14 protein-coding genes are annotated in these 17,883 nt (G+C 70.4%); 10 read left to right on the top strand and 4 right to left on the bottom strand.

Features of this window, described 5'->3' with window-relative positions:
- Positions 1-95: 95 nt before the first annotated feature.
- From G3I54_RS35645 to G3I54_RS35635, 3 genes are all read left to right on the top strand, one after another.
- Positions 96-926, top strand: coding sequence for an alpha/beta hydrolase (locus G3I54_RS35645; protein WP_164618611.1), 831 nt, complete (start codon positions 96-98; stop codon positions 924-926).
- Positions 927-990: 64 nt separating this feature from the next.
- Entirely contained in the window at positions 991-2,184 is a 1,194-nt protein-coding gene (locus tag G3I54_RS35640; RefSeq protein WP_164618613.1) for a cytochrome P450, read from the top strand.
- A 90-nt stretch (positions 2,185-2,274) separates the two neighbouring features.
- Positions 2,275-2,817: a hypothetical protein gene (locus tag G3I54_RS35635; protein WP_164618615.1), complete on the top strand. Its 543-nt coding sequence runs from the start codon at positions 2,275-2,277 to the stop codon at positions 2,815-2,817.
- A gap of 358 nt (positions 2,818-3,175) precedes the next feature.
- On the opposite strand, the gene G3I54_RS35630 is transcribed toward G3I54_RS35635, so the two are convergent.
- Entirely contained in the window at positions 3,176-5,326 is a 2,151-nt protein-coding gene (locus G3I54_RS35630; RefSeq protein ID WP_239144632.1) for an MMPL family transporter, read from the bottom strand.
- Between the two features lie 733 nt (positions 5,327-6,059).
- On the opposite strand from G3I54_RS35630, the gene G3I54_RS35625 reads away from it, so the two are divergent.
- The 3 genes from G3I54_RS35625 (at position 6,060) to G3I54_RS35615 (ending at position 9,313) form a co-directional block, all read left to right on the top strand.
- Positions 6,060-6,311 (top strand): acyl carrier protein, encoded by a 252-nt coding sequence (locus G3I54_RS35625; protein WP_164618619.1) that lies wholly within the window; start codon positions 6,060-6,062, stop codon positions 6,309-6,311.
- Positions 6,312-6,609: 298 nt separating this feature from the next.
- Positions 6,610-7,395, top strand: coding sequence for an alpha/beta fold hydrolase (locus tag G3I54_RS35620; RefSeq protein WP_164618621.1), 786 nt, complete (start codon positions 6,610-6,612; stop codon positions 7,393-7,395).
- A gap of 151 nt (positions 7,396-7,546) precedes the next feature.
- Positions 7,547-9,313, top strand: coding sequence for a class I adenylate-forming enzyme family protein (locus tag G3I54_RS35615; protein ID WP_164618623.1), 1,767 nt, complete (start codon positions 7,547-7,549; stop codon positions 9,311-9,313).
- A gap of 161 nt (positions 9,314-9,474) precedes the next feature.
- Here the strand turns inward: G3I54_RS35615 and G3I54_RS35610 are convergent, their stop codons facing one another.
- A complete protein-coding gene (locus G3I54_RS35610; RefSeq protein ID WP_164618624.1) occupies positions 9,475-10,752 on the bottom strand; it encodes a M6 family metalloprotease domain-containing protein in 1,278 nt (425 codons plus the stop codon).
- A gap of 265 nt (positions 10,753-11,017) precedes the next feature.
- On the opposite strand from G3I54_RS35610, the gene G3I54_RS35605 reads away from it, so the two are divergent.
- Positions 11,018-11,677 carry a TetR/AcrR family transcriptional regulator gene (locus tag G3I54_RS35605; RefSeq protein WP_164618626.1) on the top strand — a complete coding sequence of 220 codons (660 nt, stop codon included), beginning with the start codon at positions 11,018-11,020 and terminating at the stop codon, positions 11,675-11,677.
- Between the two features lie 168 nt (positions 11,678-11,845).
- Positions 11,846-13,390 carry an MFS transporter gene (locus G3I54_RS35600; protein ID WP_239144633.1) on the top strand — a complete coding sequence of 515 codons (1,545 nt, stop codon included), beginning with the start codon at positions 11,846-11,848 and terminating at the stop codon, positions 13,388-13,390.
- Between the two features lie 101 nt (positions 13,391-13,491).
- Here G3I54_RS35600 and G3I54_RS35595 read toward each other — a convergent pair whose 3' ends face one another.
- The gene (locus G3I54_RS35595) at positions 13,492-14,004 is read right to left on the bottom strand and encodes a MarR family transcriptional regulator (RefSeq protein WP_164618628.1); all 513 of its coding nucleotides are present in this window, start codon (positions 14,002-14,004) and stop codon (positions 13,492-13,494) included.
- Positions 14,005-14,269: 265 nt separating this feature from the next.
- Between G3I54_RS35595 and G3I54_RS35590 the strand changes: the two genes are divergently transcribed.
- Entirely contained in the window at positions 14,270-15,052 is a 783-nt protein-coding gene (locus tag G3I54_RS35590) for a class III extradiol ring-cleavage dioxygenase (protein WP_103508191.1), read from the top strand.
- A gap of 47 nt (positions 15,053-15,099) precedes the next feature.
- On the opposite strand, the gene G3I54_RS35585 is transcribed toward G3I54_RS35590, so the two are convergent.
- Complete coding sequence (locus G3I54_RS35585) at positions 15,100-16,275, bottom strand: questin oxidase family protein (RefSeq protein WP_164618630.1); 1,176 nt, start codon at positions 16,273-16,275, stop codon at positions 15,100-15,102.
- 601 nt (positions 16,276-16,876) lie between these two features.
- Between G3I54_RS35585 and G3I54_RS35580 the strand changes: the two genes are divergently transcribed.
- A complete protein-coding gene (locus tag G3I54_RS35580) occupies positions 16,877-17,878 on the top strand; it encodes a sigma-70 family RNA polymerase sigma factor (protein WP_164618632.1) in 1,002 nt (333 codons plus the stop codon).
- Positions 17,879-17,883 lie beyond the last annotated feature (5 nt).

Raw genomic sequence — 17,883 nt, 5'->3', positions numbered from 1 at the left:
ACGCCTCTGCCCGGGGCGGCGCAAAGACCGGGGAAATCGGCCGCGAAGGCAGGCTACTTTCCGGCGCTAACAGTGAACAGGGGGCAGGGGAGCGCATGCGGGTTTCAGTCGGCGGTCTGGTATTCGATGTGGAGGTCTCGGGTCCGGAGGACGGCGATCCCGTTCTCCTTCTGCACGGGTTTCCGCAAAGCAGGCACGCCTGGGACCAGGTGGTGCCGGCACTGCACAGCGCCGGCCTGCGGACCATCGCTCCCGACCAGCGCGGGTACAGCGACGGCGCCCGCCCGACCGGTCCGGACGCCTACGCACTGCCGTTGCTGGCGGCCGACGCGACGGGCATCCTGGACGCCCTCGGGGTCGGCTCGGCCCATGTGGTCGGCCACGACTGGGGAGCCGTCGTCGCCTGGTGCCTCGCGGCCCGTCACTCCGCCCGGGTGCGGACCCTGACCGCGGTGTCCTTCCCGCACCCGGAGGCGTACTGGTACGCGCTGCGGAACGACCCCGAGCAGCGGGAACGGTCGCGGTACCTGGCCTATTTCGCATCGCCGGAGTCCACCGCGGGGATGCTCGCCCACGACGCGGCGCAACTGCGGTCCCTCTTCGGGAACCAGGTCGCCCCGGAGCAGGTGAAGCGCTACCTGGACCTGCACACCCGGCCCGGAGTGCTGGACGCGACCCTGAACTGGTACCGCTCGGGCAGTCTGCTTGCCGAGCACGAGGGCTTCGGCTCCGTCGGGGTACCCACCACCTACGTCTGGAGCGACGAGGACAGGGCGGCGAGCCGGGTCGCCGTCGACCGGACGGCAGAGCATGTCACCGGCCCCTACCGTTCCGTGAGCCTGGAAGGCATCGGTCACTGGCAGCCGGAACAGGCGCCGGACCGTATCGCCGCGGAAGTCGTGCGCCAGACCCGGCGGAACGGCTGAGCCCACTCTCTGGCACGGCCGGCGCGTACGGTCCGTCCGTGCTGTTCACACGGAGGAGTACGAAATGACAGACCTGGCCGACCCGGAACTGCCCAGGAGTGGTCGCACCGAGGAGATATGGAAGGAGCTCCGCGAGCAGTCGCCGCTCTACCGGAACGAGCGTGCGAACGGGCCTGCGTTCTGGGCCGTGCTCTCGCACCCGCTGGCGAACCAGGTGCTCAGGGATTCCGCGAACTTCACCTCGGAGAAGGGCATGCGGCTCGACCACAACCCCCTGGCCACCGAGGCCTCCGCGGGAAAGATGCTGATCGTCACCGACCCGCCCCGGCACGGGAAGATCCGGCGGATCATCAACTCGGCGTTCACGCCGCGGATGGTCAAGCGGCTTGAGGACACCATGCGTTCCACCGTCGTGGAGACGCTGGAGGAGGCCCTGGAGAAGGGCACCAGCGACTTCGTCGACGCCGCCGCCCGGCTGCCGGTCTCCGTCATCTGCGACATGCTCGGTGTGCCCAAGGAGGACTGGGGGTTCATGCTGGACCGGACCATGATCGCCTTCGGTTCCGACGCGGTGGATGGCGGCGAGGACCAGGCCATGCGCGCGGCCGCGGCCCACACCGACCTGCTCATGTACTACGACGAGCTGGTCGAGCTGCGGCGCGAGGACCCGCAGGAGGACGTGGTCAGCGCGATGGTCCAGGGTGAGGTGGACGGTGAACCGCTCACCGACGAGGAGATCTTCCTCAACTGCGACGGGCTGATCTCGGGCGGCAACGAGACGACGCGGCACGCCACCGTCGGCGGGCTGCTCGCACTCATGGACCACCCGGACCAGTGGGACCGGCTGCGCGCCGATCCCGGACTGCTGCCGAGCACGGTGCAGGAAGTGCTGCGCTACACCAGTCCGGCCATGCATGTGCTGCGCACCGCCAACCAGGACACCGAGCTGGAGGGCCGTGCGATCGCGGCGGGCGACGAGGTGGCGGTGTGGTTGTCGGCCGCCAATCGCGATGGGCAGGTCTTCGAGAACCCCGACGCCTTCGACGTCGGCCGCTCGCCCAACCGCCACCTGACCTTCGCCTCGGGCACGCACTTCTGCCTCGGTTCGGCGCTGGCGACCATGGAGCTCTCCGTGATGTTCGAAGAGCTGACCCGGCGGGTGGGGGCGGCCGGACACGCGGGGCCCGTGCAGCGCATGCGTTCCAACCTGATCTGGGGTTTCGAATCGATGCCGGTGGCCTTGGGTCGGAGGGGCTGAGCGGGTACCGCAGGGCCTCAGCCGCGGGGGTGAGCGGGTTCATCCCTGAGACTGATCTCGCGTCCCCCGGTTCCGTGAAACGTTGAGAGTATGGCAAACCAGATGAAGAGTCCGGAAGTGATCGCCATGGGTACCGAAAGGCCGGTCCCGCGCTGGGCGGAGAAAACCGCTCACCTCATTCCGTTGGTCGCTCTGCCGGTGTGCTTGTGGCGGCTTCCCATCGCCTTAGGATTCACGATGGGGACAGGCCTTCCGGCCATGGATATGCCTCTGTGGATGTCGATTGCCTATGTCGGCGGGCTCAGCGTGATTTCCGAGCTCTTTGCGCTGTCGTGTTTCAGCCTGGTGCGCCCGTGGGGCGAGGTCGTGCCGGCCTGGGTTCCCAAGTTCGGCGGCAAGCGTGTTCCGCCGTACATGGTGATCGTTCCCGCGGTTGTCGGTGGCCTGGTCATCGTGGCGGTCCTGATCGGCTGGGTTCTCACCACATTCCAGATCGCCGGATTCGAACGCGGTCCGTTCGACAGCCTGGGATGGGAGATCCTCGCGGTGTCGTGCAGCGGTTTGTTCGTGCTGTGCGGCCCCATGGTGCTGGCCCTGACCTATGCCTACTACCGGCGCCGCTGCCAGCCGTAGGACTGATGTGCTCATAGATGTGCGGCCGGCCCTGGCTTGAGGGTCCGGCCGCTTTCCTTTTGCCGTGCGGGGCGTGGCCCCGCTCTTCTCGCTGGTTCAGGTCCGGAGCGCGGCCCCGCCCCCTTGTGCCGTCTCACGGCCCGGGGACTGGGGATCCTGCCGGCTTCACCGGCGTCAGTGGAACCGGCCGGAGTCAGGGTCGCTCCGGGATTGCCTCCCGTACAGAAACGCGGGCTCTCCGTCTCCTGCTCCCGTCACCTCCTGCTCCCGCCACGTGCGAGGGCTCCCTCGCCACGGATGGTGATGAGGGAGCCCTCGTAGCGGTTGCGGGTCGCTCCCGCAGGGTGACCGGACAGGCTCAGCGCCCGCTGGGGATCAGCCGGTCATCGCCTTTGGTGTCGTCCTCGGTGTCGGCGACCGCCACCGGGCGCGGCGCCGGAACAGGCTCGTCCGGAAGTTCCACCGCCAGGTGCGGCATGCGCTTGTCCAGCCAGCCCGGCAGCCACCAGTTGTTCTTGCCGAACAGGTGCATCAACGCCGGGACGAGCATGGTGCGCAGGATGAAGGCGTCCAGCGCCACGGCCGCGGCCAGGCCGAGACCGAACATGGCGGCGGCCCGCTGACCCGACAGGACGAAGGAGCCGAACACCGCGATCATGATGATCGCGGCAGCGTTGATCACCCGGCTGGTCTCGGCGAGACCGGTGCGGACCGAGGTGGCGTTGTCCTTGCCGTGGACCCACTCCTCGTGCATGCGGCTCACCAGGAAGACCTGGTAGTCCATGGAGAGACCGAAGAGCATGGAGAGCATGATCACTGGAAGGAACGCCTCGACCGGGCCTTCGCCCACGCCCAGCAGATCCGCCCCGAACCCCCACTGGAAGATCAGCACCACCGCGCCGAAGGACGAGGCGACCGCGAGCACATTCATCAGTGCCGCGGTGAGGGGGATCAGGAGGCTGCGGAAGGCGAGCATCAGCAGCAGGAAGCCGAGGACGACGACCACGCCGATGAAGAGAGGCAGCTTCTGGGCGAGTGCGTCGGCGAAGTCGTCGGAGACGGCTGTCGTACCGCCGATATAGACCTTGAGCGAGCTGTCCGCGGACGCGTCGGGGACGATGTCGTCGCGGAGTCGGGTGATCAGTTCGGACGTCTCCGCGGACTGGGGTGAGGTCTCCGGCACGACCTGCACGATCCGAAGGTCACTGCCCGGTGCGGCCGGTGCCGCCACGGCGGAGGCCACTCCCTTCGCGCCCTTCACCTCGGCCACCACCGAGTCGAGCGCCGCGCTCTCCTGCGGGGAGTTCACGACCGCGACGAGCTGGAGAGGCCCGTTCGAACCGTCTCCGAAGCCCTCGGCGAGGAGGTCGTACGCCTTCCTCGTCGTCGTGGTGGACGGGTTGTTGCCCTGGTCGGAGAAGCCCAGGCGCAGGGAGAACGTCGGAATCGCCAGTGCCACCATCACGATGAGGGCGACGGCGGAGAGAATCCGCGGACGCTGCTCCACGATGCGCGACCAGCGCACCGCGAGCCCGGCGGGATGCTCCGTCTCGGGCCCCCGCTCGGCGAGCTTGCGCCGCTGACGGCGGCTCAGGACACGGCCCTTCATCACACCCAGGAGTCCGGGCAGCAGCGTGACGGCGGCGAGCATCGTGGTCAGGACGACCAGCGAGGCTGCCACGGCCATGCCGTTGAGGAAGTCGAGGTCGATGACGAACATGCCGAGCAGCGAGATGCACACGGTGGCACCGGCGAAGAGCACCGCGCGCCCCGACGTGTTGACCGCCCCGGTGGCCGCGTCCTCCGGAGAGAGGCCGCGGTTGATGTTGGCTCGGTAGCGGGTGACGATGAACAGCGCGTAGTCGATGCCGACGCCCAGGCCGATGAGCATGCCGAGCATCGACGAGAACTCCGGCACGGAGGTCACGTGGCTGGCCAGGCCGACGGAGCTGAGCCCCACTCCGACGCTGAAGAGCGCGGTGACGAGTGGCACCAGCATGGCGAGGAAGGAGCCGAAGGCGAAGTAGAGGATGATCGCCGCGGCGATCACACCGACGATCTCGCTCAGATTGGCCGGTGGCTCATCGGCGAACGAGATGACCCCGCCGCCCAGTTGCACGTCCAGCTGATCACCGGAGACGGCCTTCGCCGTCTTCACGAGCTTCTTGACCTGATCGGGCTTGATGTCCTCGAAGGGCACGCTGAAGGACAGCTGCGCATAGGCGATCTTGCCGTTCTCGCTGATCTGCGCGGCGCCCTGCGGCTCGTACGGTCCGGCCACTCGGCCGATCTGCGGGAGGCTGTCGACCTCCTGCAGCATCTTGCCGATCTTCTGCTGGACCTCCGGATCCCGGACCGATCCCGACTCCGCCTTCCAGACGATGGACGCGGATTCGCCGGCCTGTTCCGGGAACTCGGCCTGCATCAGTTCGAGTGCCTTGGTCGAGTCATTGCCCGGGAGAGTCAACGAGTTGGAGTACTTGGGCCCGCCGATGGCACCGTTTATCATGCCGATACCTGCGAACGCGACGATCCACAGCATGATGACGATCCACCGGTGTCGGAAACACCAACGACCTAATGTGCCCACAACTTACTCCACTTCATATCGGTCTTCCGAGTTCGTGCTAGGTGTGAGGGGATTTCGGATGCCCCCGGTCCTGGTGGACCAGTGCTGCGGCATGCCGCCTGGGTCGGAGGTCATGGAACACCGCCCCAAGCCTTCTGCGGTGCGGAGCACGGCGTCAACGCAGGGTTCAGCAACCTGCCAGAACGTGGTTCGTGTCCGCCGCCCGGACGATTCGTTGGCAGGAAGGAACGCGATGCTCCGGGCGATCAGCCTTTCCGCACCGGAGGGGAGCACATCGGCGGTGGTCGACAAATCTTCGATGCCGCGAAGTGACGCTCGGCTACCTCCGGTACCGGGAGAGTGGGAGCTGGGCGGTATCCGTCCGGCCGTCGGCATCGCGCTCGCCTCCGGTCGGGAACATCGGGCCCGGGGTAGGGAGCGGCTGAGGCATGCGCAATGCCTTATTCGATCTCTCTCATTGCAAACTCTCGAACCGTGGTGTCGAAGAGGTCCCGGGAAGTCTTGTCCACGCGTTCCCGCGACGCTTATCGTCGACCTGAATTCGGTGACGATGGCATCCCGCCCCGCTTTTCGCCGAGTTGTCGGACAACCGGAGCGGGTGCGCGATGTGGCCGCCCTACGGCAAGTGAACCCACCGAGGAGAATCAGATCCATGACCACGACCGCCAGTGACCGCCGCTCGGTGATCAAGGAAATAGTCTGCGACATTCTGGAGATCGAGGAGGACGAGGTGACGGATACCAGCCTCTTCATCGACGACCACGGCGCCGACTCGCTGCGTGCCATCGAGATCCTGGCCTCCTTGGAGAAGGAGTTCAGCATCACCATCGACCAGTCCGAGCTGACCCGGATGATCAATCTGGAGGCGGTCCACCAAGTGGTCGCCGAGGCGTCTGCCCGCTGACGCCGCCCAGCGGTCCTGCCGCTCCGGCGGTTCGGGATCCCGGCTCGCATCTCCTGTGACGCGCCGGCCGGCGGGGACCGGTTCCCCGACGGCACCACGGACGGCGCGTCGCACGAGGTGCGGTCGGCCGGTGGTCGCCGAACTCGCCGGTGGGCCTGCGAGCATGGGCTTCGAGGCCACCGGCGAGTTCGGCGATCGGACCCCTTACCGCCGTTGCACGGAAGAGAGAGCGCACCGAGGCCGAGGAGCGGACCACCGAGCCCGCGACCGGGAGCCGACACCCAGGAGGAAACACAGTATGAGCGTCGGCACCCGACGTACCGCCCGGTCGGCGACGGTCGACACCGACAGGTGGTTCCGCCGCTACCCGGCGACGGACCGCCTTCGCCGCAGGCTGCTGGTGCTCCCGCACGCAGGCGGATCGGCCAGCTTCTATCACTCCTGGGGAACCTCGTTCGACAGCGCTACGGAGGTACTGGTCGTGCGCTATCCAGGGCGGCACGACCGCCTGGCCGACCCGTGCGCCGAGACCATGGAGGAGCTTGCCGACCAGGTGACCGCGGCGCTCCTTCCCCTCCTCGACGACGTACCGACGGTGCTCTTCGGGCACAGCATGGGCGGGTCGCTCGCCCACGAGGTGGCCTTGCACCTGAACGACGGGCACGGGGTGCGCCCTGCGGCACTCCACGTGTCGAGCCGAAAGCCCCCGCACCGGGTGACGCCGCGATCGCTGTACACCCAGGGCGACGAGGCGTTGATCGAAGAGGTCCGCCGGCTCGGCGGCACCGACGAGGCGCTTCTGACGGATCCGGACCTCCGGGAGATCGTCCTGCCGGCCATTCGCGCCGACTTCACGATCGTCGGGACCTACGGCCCGCGCGCCGCCCGGCCGGTCGACTGTCCTCTGTACGCGTACGTCGGGGACGAGGACGCGGACACCTCGGTGGCGGACATGTCGTGCTGGTCCGACGTCGCGTCCGGCGAGTTCCACCTGGATGTGCTGCCCGGAGGCCATTTCTACCTGGTCGACCAGCGCGACGCCCTGATCAGGATGATTGCCGGCCGGCTGCTGACCGTCGGGTGAAGCGGACACGCGCCCGCCGACACCACTGAGCCCGTCCCGCCGCAAGGCCAGGAGGACTCCAGGGCGGGGCTCGGCCCTGGCGGCTCCCGCCCCGCCCGCATAGCGTCTCGCGTAGCAGTCAGCGTCAGCGTCAGCGCGAGAGAGGCCGTCCGTGCCGCACACCGTTCCGTCCCCGGACCCCGGAGCAGCAGCCGCTGCTGAGCTCGCCCGGCGCGCCGCGCGCGTCGAGGCCGCCCTCACCGCGCCCGGCGCGCCCTTCGCCGTGGTCATCGGCGAGCGGGGGACACCTGAGTACGCCGACGGGCCCCGTACGCTCCGGGAGTTCGTGGAGGCCACCTGGGCCTACGGGGACGCGCCGTTCCTGATCGCGGGGGAACGGACGTACTCCTACGGGGAGTTCTTCGCTGCCGCCTCCGCCCTCGCCGTACGCCTGCGGGAGCGGTACGGGCTGCGCTCCGGCGACCGGGCCGTGATCGCGATGCGGAACCACCCCGAGTGGCAGATCGCCTTCTGGGCCGCCCAGTTGGCCGGGCTCGTCGCCGTACCGCTCAACGCCTGGTGGACCGAGGAGGAGTTCGGCCACGCCCTCGACGACTGCGAGCCCGAGGTGCTCCTCGTGGACGGGGAGCGGCTGGGGCGGGTCGCCGGCTGGGCCCGGCGGACCGGGGCGCGCGTCGTCCTCTTCCACGGCTCCGACGGGGAGGAGAAGGACGCCGCGGGGCTGCGCGTCGAGCGGTACGAGGAGTTCCCCGCGCCCGATCCGCTGGCCGCGCCGCCCGACGTGGAGCCCCGGCCCGAGGACGACGCCACGATCCTCTACACCTCCGGCACCACCGGCCGTCCCAAGGGCGCGGTGGCCACCCATCTCGCCCAGGCCGGGGCCGCGCTCAACCCCCGCTACCACGCGGCGGCCTCCGCACGGGCGCGCGGCGTCATCCCGGGGCAGGGGCCCGCACCGGTCTCGCTGATGACGTTCCCGTTCTTCCATGTCGCCGCGTTCACCGGCTTCTACGCCGCGATGGCGGCCGGCGGCACCCTCGTCCTGATGCACAAGTGGGACGCGGACGAGGCGCTGCGGCTGATCCGTACGCACCGCGTCACGCACTTCTCCGGCGTCCCCGCCACCGGGCTCCAGCTGCTGGAAGCCGCGGAGCGGGCGGGCGACGGGCTGGCGGGGCTCACCCTGTTCAGCACCGGGGGAGCCGCGCCCCCGCCCGCCCTGGTCGCCCGCCTCACCGCCCGCTACGGCGAACGCGTCGAGCCCCGCAACGGCTACGGCCTCACCGAGACCAGCGGCGGGGTCCTCGCGCACTTCGGCGACGAGTACCGGGCGGAGCCCGGCGGCGCGGGACGGCCCACCCCGGTCACGGAGGTGCGGATCGCCGGGCCCTCGGGCGATGAGCTGCCCGACGGTGAGCCGGGCGAGCTGTGGCTGCGCGGCCAGTCCCTGTTCCGCGGCTACTGGCGCGACGCGGCGGCGACCGAGGAGGCCTTCGGGGACGGTGGCTGGTTCCGTACGGGAGACCTCGCCGTACGGAGCGAGGGGCGGATCTCCGTCGTCGACCGGCTCAAGGACGTGGTGATCCGGGGCGGCGAGAACGTGTACTGCGTCGAGGTCGAGGGCGTCCTGCACGACCACCCCGACGTGGCCGACGCCGCCGTCCTCGGCATCCCGCACCCGGTGCTGGGGGAGGAGGTGGCGGCCGTGGTCCGGCTGCGCACCGGAGCCGGGGCCGGTGCCGGGGTCACCGCCGACGTTCTGCGCGACCACGTCGGCGCGAGGCTGGCCGCCTTCAAGGTGCCCGCCCGGGTGCTGTTCACCGAGGAGCCGCTCCCGCGCAACGCCACCGGGAAGCTCCTCAAGCCTCGGCTCCGGGCCCTGGTGGAGGCGGCCACCGCGCCGCTCCCGGGCGCGTAGTCCGGGCTTCCGTGCGGGCGGCCACCGCGCCGCGCGGGTGCGTAGTCCGGGCCTCCGTGCGGGCCGCCACCGCGCCGCTCCCGGACGCGTAGTCCGGGCCGCCACCGCGCCGCTCCCGGGCGCGTGATCCGGGCTTCCGTGAGGGCCGCCGCCCCACCCGCTCACGGGCGCGTGACCCGTACTCGGTAGTTCCCGTCGTCGTCCTCGTCCAGCACGGATATCCGTACGCCGTTGGCCCGGTCGGTGAACGTCTGGCCGGGGCGGAACGGGGCGTCCGACAGTTCCGCGTGCACATTGGGGCGTCGGGTGCAGCCGCCGCTGTCCTCGGTGGCGTCGGCGACGGAGACCGGGCCCTGGCCGGTGTCCACGTCGGAGCTGACCTTGTAGATCAGCACCCCGGGCCGGCAGACCGCCTCGTCGTTGCCCCCGGCCGTACGGACCTCCACGGCGTAGCCGGACTGGGCGCTCAGCGGGACGAAGGCGAGCTTGGTGCCGCCCTCGGCGGCCAGCGGCCCGAGCGTGTGCTCGCTGACGCCGGACTGCGAGGCGCAGCTGATCTGGTCGTTGTCGAGCCAGCCGAGCTTCCACTTGTGCCAGGCCAGGAAGTCGTTGTTGGCGCCCCAGTCCTCGGACATGATGTCCCAGTGCCCCACCGAGCCGCCGCCCTCCATCGTGTAGAGGTCGGGCAGCCCGAAGACATGGCCGTTCTCGTGCGGCAGGACGCGGTAGCCGGTCTCGGCGTACGACCCCGACCCGTCGTCCTGGCGGCTGTAGACGAACGAGGTGTTGGCGAGCGGTACGCCGTCCGCCTCCGGGGCCTCGTCGTTGCCGGAGAAGGTCACCGAGAGCACGGTGTCCAGCGCGGAGGGGCCGGCGTTCGGGCTGACCAGGATGTTGACCAGGTCGTACTCCGAGAAGTCGACCCGGGGGTCGGCGGCCGCGACGATGTCCTTCACCAGCTGGCGGTAGCCCGGCTCGAACGGTGATCCGCGCTCTATCCCGTACTCCGTGAACGCCATCGGCATCCGCAGCCAGTCCTTGACGGGGGCCTCGGGCCGGTAGACGAGCCGGCCGTAGGAGCTGGTCCTGAACCAGTCGGAGGTCTGCGGGAAGAACTCCGCGTACCGGTCCGCCGCGGGTTCCGTGCCCTCCGCGTCCGGGAAGTCGATCATCAGGTTGAGCGCCCTGACCTCGCCGGTCGACCGGGCGTAGCCGGCCGGGGTCGGCAGGCCCTCGGACATCTGTACGCCCATGGTGGCGGAGATCCGGCACGGGGCGAGCGCGGAGTCCTGCGAGGTGGCCGCCGGGCCCGCCGAGGCGCGTCCGGTGGTCGGCAGGGTGGTGCTGGCCGAGGCCATGGCCGCTATGACCAGCGCGGTCGCTCCGGCCAGGGCGATCGGGCGGCGGTGTCTGCGTATCCGGTGGCGGGGCTGCTGCATAGAGGCGCCTTCGGGGTCCGCGGCAGCCGGCCGACCCCTGACTGCGCTCTGGCGATCAGCCTGTGCCGGGTGGCCGGGGGCCGCTCGCTGGGTGCGCCGATCGGTGGGTTTTCCTGCCGAGGTGATGTGACTCAGGTCACAGTGGGGCGGGAAATAAGCGGGGATCCTCTCCCCGTTTGCATACGTGTCCCCGCTAAACGGGGAAACGGTCCCCGGTTACGGGCAGGGGTCGACCGGCTACACAGAGGGAAGGAACGGCATCGTCGTGGAGACCGTCGCCGAGAACGCCGCATCGGCCGCGCAGTGCCGCACGGCCCGCCCGCGGGCCGACGCGCTGCGTAACCGCGAGCGGATCGTCGCGGCCGCGCGCGAGCTGTTCGTCGAGTTCGGGCCGGACGTGGCGCTGGACGACGTCGCACGCCGGGCGGGCGTCGGCAACGCCACGCTCTACCGGAACTTCCCCGACCGGGCCGCCCTCACCCATGAGGTCGTCCTCGCGGTCACCTCCCGCACCACCCTGAGGGCCGAAGAGGCCGTCGCCGCGGAGTCCGACCCGTTCGCCGCGCTCAGCCGCTTCGTGCACGCGGCCGCCGACGAACGGATCGGCGCCCTGTGCCCGATGCTCTCCGGCGTCTTCGACAAGGACCACCCCGAACTGCTCGCCGAGCGCCGGCGCCTCGAAGAGGCCGTCGAAGGGCTCGTGGCGCGCGCCATGTCCGCGGGGCGACTGCGTACCGACATCGCCGTCGGTGACGTACTCGTCGCCCTCTCCCAGCTCACCCGGCCGCTCCCCGGCATCGCCTGCCAGGGGATCGACCGGTTCACCCACCGCCACCTGCAGTTGTTCCTGGACGGCCTGGAGACCCCGGCCCGCTCGGAGCTGCCCGGATCGGCGGCGACCTTGGAGGACCTGCGGCGCCCCTGACGCCCGCATCGATCTGAGCCTTCCGGGCGGCATGTCACCGCCCCCGTACACGTAGTCGTTCCCCTCCGTCACAGCCCACTTCATCCGTCGCGCGTACACCGGTACGTACCGCCGACGCCCACTTCGCGACGCCTCGGCGCCCTCGCACGTCCTTAGGTGGCTACACCCATGCCAAAAACAGCCGGTCTGTCCCGAACGGCAGACACCGCCCTTCCTGATCCGAGCCGCTGGAAGGCCCTCGCCTTCATCGCGCTCGCCCAGCTGATGGTCGTCCTCGACGCGACCATCGTGAACATCGCGCTGCCCTCCGCCCAGACCGACCTCGGCATCTCCGACGGCAACAAGCAGTGGGTCATCACCGCCTACGCCCTCGCCTTCGGCGGGCTGCTCCTCTTCGGCGGCCGGATCGCCGACCTCTGGGGGCGCAAGCGCACCTTCGTCGTCGGTCTGATCGGCTTCGCGCTGGCCTCCGCGCTCGGCGGAGCGGCCCAGAACGAGGCGATGATGTTCGGCTCCCGGGCCCTCCAGGGTGTCTTCGGCGCCCTGCTCGCCCCGGCCGCCCTGTCCCTGCTCGCCGTGATGTTCACCGACGCCAAGGAGCGGGCCAAGGCCTTCGGCATCTACGGGGCCATCGCCGGTGGCGGTGGCGCGGTCGGGCTGATCCTCGGCGGCTTCCTCACCGAATACCTGAACTGGCGCTGGACGTTCTTCGTCAACATCCCGTTCGCCATCGTCGCCGCCGCGGGCGCGTACTTCGTCATCCGCGAGCCCTCCGGCGCCCGCAACCGCGCACCGCTGGACATCCCCGGCGTCGTGCTCTCCACGCTCGGCCTGGTCGCCCTGGTGTACGGCTTCACCCGCGCCGAGTCGGCCGGCTGGTCGGACGCGCTGACCGTCTCCATGTTCATCGCCGCCGCCGTGCTGCTGCTGGCCTTCGTCGTGACCGAGGCGCGCGTGAAGTCGCCGCTGCTGCCGCTGCGCGTCCTCACCGAGCGCAACCGGGGCGGGGTCTACCTCTCGCTGGGTCTCGCCATCATCGCGATGTTCGGGCTGTTCCTCTTCCTGACCTACTACCTCCAGGTCGTGAAGGGCTACTCCCCGGTCAAGACCGGCTTCGCGTTCATGCCGATGATCGTGGGAATGATCACCGGCTCCACCCAGATCGGCACCCGGCTGATGACCCGGGTCCCGCCGCGTCTGCTGATGGGCCCCGGATTCCTGGTCGCCGCGGTCGGCATGCTGCTGCTGACGCAGCTGGACCTGAACACCAGCTACTCGGCCGTCATCCTGCCCGGCATGCTGCTGCTCGGCCTCGGTATGGGTACGGCGTTCATGCCGGCGATGTCCCTGGCCACGCACGGCATCGAGCCGCGTGACGCGGGAGTGGCCTCCGCGATGGTCAACACCTCGCAGCAGGTCGGCGGCGCCATCGGCACCGCTCTGCTGAACACCATCGCCGCGAGCGCCACCACCGCGTACGTCGCCGACCACGCGGCCCGTGCCACCGACCCGCAGCTCCTGGAGCTCCAGGCCATGGTCAGCGGTTTCGCCGCCGCGATCTGGTGGGCGGTCGGCATCCTCGTCGCCGCGGCCGCCATCGCGATCGCCCTCATCAACACCGGCCGCCCCGGAACGGGGACGAGCGGCGGGGCGGACGGCGTGTCCGACGCGGGCGCCGAGGAGGAGTTCAGGATCCCGGTCGTCGCCCACTGACGGCGACCGCCGCTCCCTCCTTCTCCCACCTGCCCGGGCACAGCGCGAAGCCCGGGCAGGTCCTCTGCCCTGGTTCCGCTCAGCCGTTGCTCAGCCGTCGCTCAGCGGAGCCAGGGCAGATCCGCGTCCGTGCCCTCCGGCTCCAGGCCGGTCGCGAGCACTCGCATGATCTCCCCGAGGCTGCTCACCTGCTCGGGCGTGAGCCGGTCGAACATCGCCTGCCGTACGGCCTCGACATGGCCCGGCGCCGAGCGGCGGAGCATCGCGTAGCCCTCGTCGGTGAGCACCGCGTTCTGGCCGCGCTTGTCGGAGGGGCAGTCCTCGCGGCGCACCCAGCCGTTCTTCTCCAGCCGGGCGATGGCGTGCGAGAGCCGGGAACGGGTGATCTTCGCGTTCCGGGCCAGCTCCGTCATCCGCATCCGGCGGCGCGGGGCCTGCGAGAGCTGGACGAGCAGTCCGTAATAGATGTGCGGCATGCCGGCATCGCGCTGCAACTGGCGGTCGAGGTGATCCTCCAGCAGCGTGGTGGCATGCAGATAAGCGCGCCAGGCGTGCTGCTCCTCGTCGGTGAGCCAGCGCGGCGCGCCGGTGGGTGCCGTGGTCATGTACTCCACTGTACGACCTTTTCTTGAAAGTTTAACTAGATAGGGCTAAGGTCTCCGAGGGTGGGAACTTGAAGGTTCAAGAAGCCTGCCGAGGAGGTTCCCGCAAGGGTTCCGGCGTGGATCCGTACGGATTCCGCAGGACCCCTTAACAACGATCCCCTGGATGACCTCGGGAAACTCCTGCTCGGACGAGTTCGTGACCGGAACCAGTGCCCTGTGCATCCAACGCGGTGCCCGGCGCCACGAGTTCCGCGTCCAGTGGATGGGGAGTGCCATGACAGCCACCGCAGAGCGGATGCCCGCCCTCTACCTCTCGCACGGCGCACCGCCGCTGGCCGACGATCCCGTCTGGCCCGGCGAACTCGCCGCCTGGTCCGCGGGGCTGCCCCGCCCGCGCGCGATCCTGATGGTCTCCGCCCACTGGGAGGAGGCGCCGCTCGCGCTGGGAGCCACCGAGCCGGTGCCGCTCGTATACGACTTCTGGGGCTTCCCCGAGCATTACTACGCGGTGCGGTACGGGGCCCCCGGCGCGCCGCAGCTCGCCGACAGCGTCCGCAAGCTGCTGCGCGGCGCCGGTACGCCGGTCCAGGACATCCCGGACCGCGGCCTGGACCACGGGGCGTACGTACCGCTGGTGGAGATGTTCCCGGACGCGGACATCCCCGTACTCCAGATCTCCATGCCGACGCTCGACCCGCAGAAGCTGATGGAGATCGGGCGCAAACTCGCCCCTCTGCGCGACGAGGGCGTGCTGATCGTCGGCAGCGGCTTCTTCACGCACAACCTGGCCGCCCTGCGACACCAGGGCGGCGGGGTGCCCGGCTGGTCGGCGGAGTTCGACGACTGGGGCGACCGCGCGCTGCGGGCCCAGGACATCGACGCGCTGCTCGACTTCGAGCACACATCCCCGGCCGGGAAGCTGGCCCACCCGCGCACCGAGCACTTCGCACCGCTGTTCGTGACGCTGGGCGCGGCCGAGGACGAGCTGGACCGGGGGCGGAGCGTCATCGACGGGTTCTGGATGGGGCTGGCGAAGCGCTCGGTGCAGTTCGGCTGAGGGGTACGGGGTCCGGGGTCCTCGCCGTCCTCGCCGTCCTCGCCGTCCTAGAACACCGGCGGGTTCAGCTCGATCGCGCGCCGGGCGGCGGAGAACGCGAGCGCGTCGCCCACGTCCAGCGCCGTGTCGGTGAACTTGATGGTGTGGTCGTCGCCGTGCGCCGCCGCCCGGGCGAACAGCTCCCCGGCGTCCGGAGCGGCCCCGGCCGACGCCGGTACGGGGGCCGCCTCCCGGGGTGCGTAGGCGGCGGTGACCGCCGCGCTCGCCGCCCAGGCGGCCCGCAGACTCGGCGCCCACAGCTCGCGGGGCAGGGCCGGCAGGGTGCGCAGGACCGCGTTGGGCGCGGTCGCCGCGTGGACCAGCATGATCGGCTCGCCGTGCGCGTGGGTCGCGTACCGGTGCGTCGAGGCCCGGACCAGCTCCCGGAGCGCGGACCGGGCGGCGTCGGCGGAGGCGGGCTCCGGGCTGAAGCGCCCCGGACCGGCGGACTCCGGGGCGGCAGGCTCCGGACCGGTGGATTCCGAACCGGCAGGTTCCGGGCCGGTGGGCTTCGAACCGGCAGGTTCCGGGCTGGTTGGCTTCGGACTGGTGGACTCCGGAGCTGTGGCCTGCCACGGAGCCGGCCACTCCGGAAACCCGGTCAGCTGCGCGAACCGGTCCCGGATGCCACCGCTCCGGTCGGGCACCAGCGGCACCAGATCCAGCGCCGCCGCCGCGCTCGGCGCCGGGCCGAGCGGTGTCAGGGCGGGCAGCGGCTGGTGCCGGGCGGCCCAGTAACCGAGGGCGTGGGCCAGCTCCCGGACGCGCGGGGCGGTCTCCTCGCCCGTCAGCAGGGTCCGTACGGAGTGGCCCACCCGGATCACCGGATGCGTGGCGCCCGCCGCGATGCCCGGCAGCAGCCGGGGCCACCACGCGGCGAGCACGTCACGCCAGGGCGCCCGGGCCGTCTCCCGCTCGAAGTACGCCGTCCAGTCGGCGACACGGCGCGGGTCGCCCAGCGCCTCGTGCCAGTTCCGGGCGGTCACCGGGGCGCCGGTGACCGGCATCTCCTCCAGCTTCGGGCCGTAACGGTCCAGCCAGCGGTGCACGGCCGACGCCTGGCCGTGCCGCACCAGGGCCTCCACGGCCATCGGCGCGTGATTGCTGAGCCAGCCGTCGCGCTCCGGCCCCGAGACGTGGATGCGCTCCAGAGCTTCGTCGAGGGTGCCCGTGGTGTCGTCCATGCCGATCACGCTCCCGTGGTGTCCGTGCCGTCAGCGGTATCTGTCGTGTCCGCGGCGTCCTTGGCGTCCGTGCGGTTCGTGTCGATCACGCTAGGCGCGGGCGGGCGGGGGCGGATCGGGCTGCGGTCCCGGTCGGCCCGGGACCCCGGTCCCGGGCCGATCCGGCCGCGGTCACCGGCCGGATCGGTCCGAGGTCCTAGGACCGGTCGGCCCGGCACGCCGCGGACATCCTGAGCAACCCGAACGGCGCCCGGCACGTCTTTCACGGCGGGAGCGCGGCCCTCCTGGACCCGGGTCCGGACCTGGGCCGGCCGGTTGGGGGAGAGGCGGGCGTGAAGGTGAGCGCGGTCTCATGGACGCACTGATTCCGGGTATCCGGCCGGAGAGCCGGAAAGCGGCCCGATCGTCCCCGGAACCGGCTCTGACCTGCGCGTCCGGCGAAAGCCGGAAGCTGCATCCGCCGGTCGGCGGCGGACAGGGTACTGCATGGTCACGAAAATGAATGTGCAGCATGGGAATTCTGTCCGGATTCCAGTCGTTGTTTCCATCGGATGCAGGGCACCCGAAAGGGTGTCGCGACCTACTCAGCAAGGGAGCACGCATGGCAACCCGTGCCGTCGCCCGTCGTACGTCCACCACCTCCGGTGGGACCGGCAGGGCAAGCAGTGTTCGCGCCGGGGGCGGGGAAATCGCCGACCGCGACCTGGTCGGCATGTACCTGGACGAGATCGCCCGCACACCGCTGCTCGACGCCGCCAAGGAAGTCGACCTCTCCCAGACCATCGAGGCGGGCGTCTACGCCCAGCAGATCCTCGACGGCGAGGTGGAGAGCGCCGCCGGTGACGCGAAGCGTGAGGAGCTGGAGGCGCTGGTCGCCGAGGGCGAGCGCGCCAAGGACATATTCATCCGTTCCAACCTCCGGCTCGTCGTCGCCGTGGCCCGCCGCTACCCGCGCGCGGGGCTCCCTCTGCTCGACCTGATCCAGGAGGGCAACGCGGGCCTGGTGCGCGCGGTCGAGAAGTTCGACTACGCCAAGGGCTTCAAGTTCTCCACGTACGCGACGTGGTGGATCCGGCAGGCCATCACCCGGTCGATCGCCGACCAGTCGCGCACGATCCGGCTCCCCGTCCACCTGGTGGAGGAGCTCGGCCGGATCCGCCGGGTGCAGCGCGAGTTCAACCGCGAGCACGGGCGCGACCCGGAGCACGCGGAGATCGCCGCCGAGCTCGACTCCAACGCCGAGCGCGTGGGCAACGTCCTGGACTGGGCCCGCGACCCGGTCAGCCTGAACATGTCCGTCGACGACGACGGCGACACCCAGTTCGGCGATCTGCTGGAGGACACCTCCGCCGTCTCGCCCGAGCAGTCGGTGATGACCCTGCTCCGCAGTGAGGAGCTGGAGGACCTGATCGGCAAGCTCGACAACAGGACCGCCTCGATCATCAAGATGCGGTACGGCATCGAGGACGGGCGCGAGCGGACCCTGACCGAAGTGGGCAAGCAGCACGGCCTCACCCGGGAGCGGATCCGCCAGATAGAGAAGCACGCGCTGCTCGAATTGAAGCGAATGGCTCACGACACGGGCTTTGACGCTGCGGCGTGAGCCAA

Source organism: Streptomyces sp. SID14515 (assembly GCF_010548505.1).
Taxonomy (GTDB): domain Bacteria; phylum Actinomycetota; class Actinomycetes; order Streptomycetales; family Streptomycetaceae; genus Streptomyces; species Streptomyces caviscabies.
Note: the sequence above shows the minus strand (reverse complement) of the source record. Positions and strands in the feature narration are given on the sequence as shown.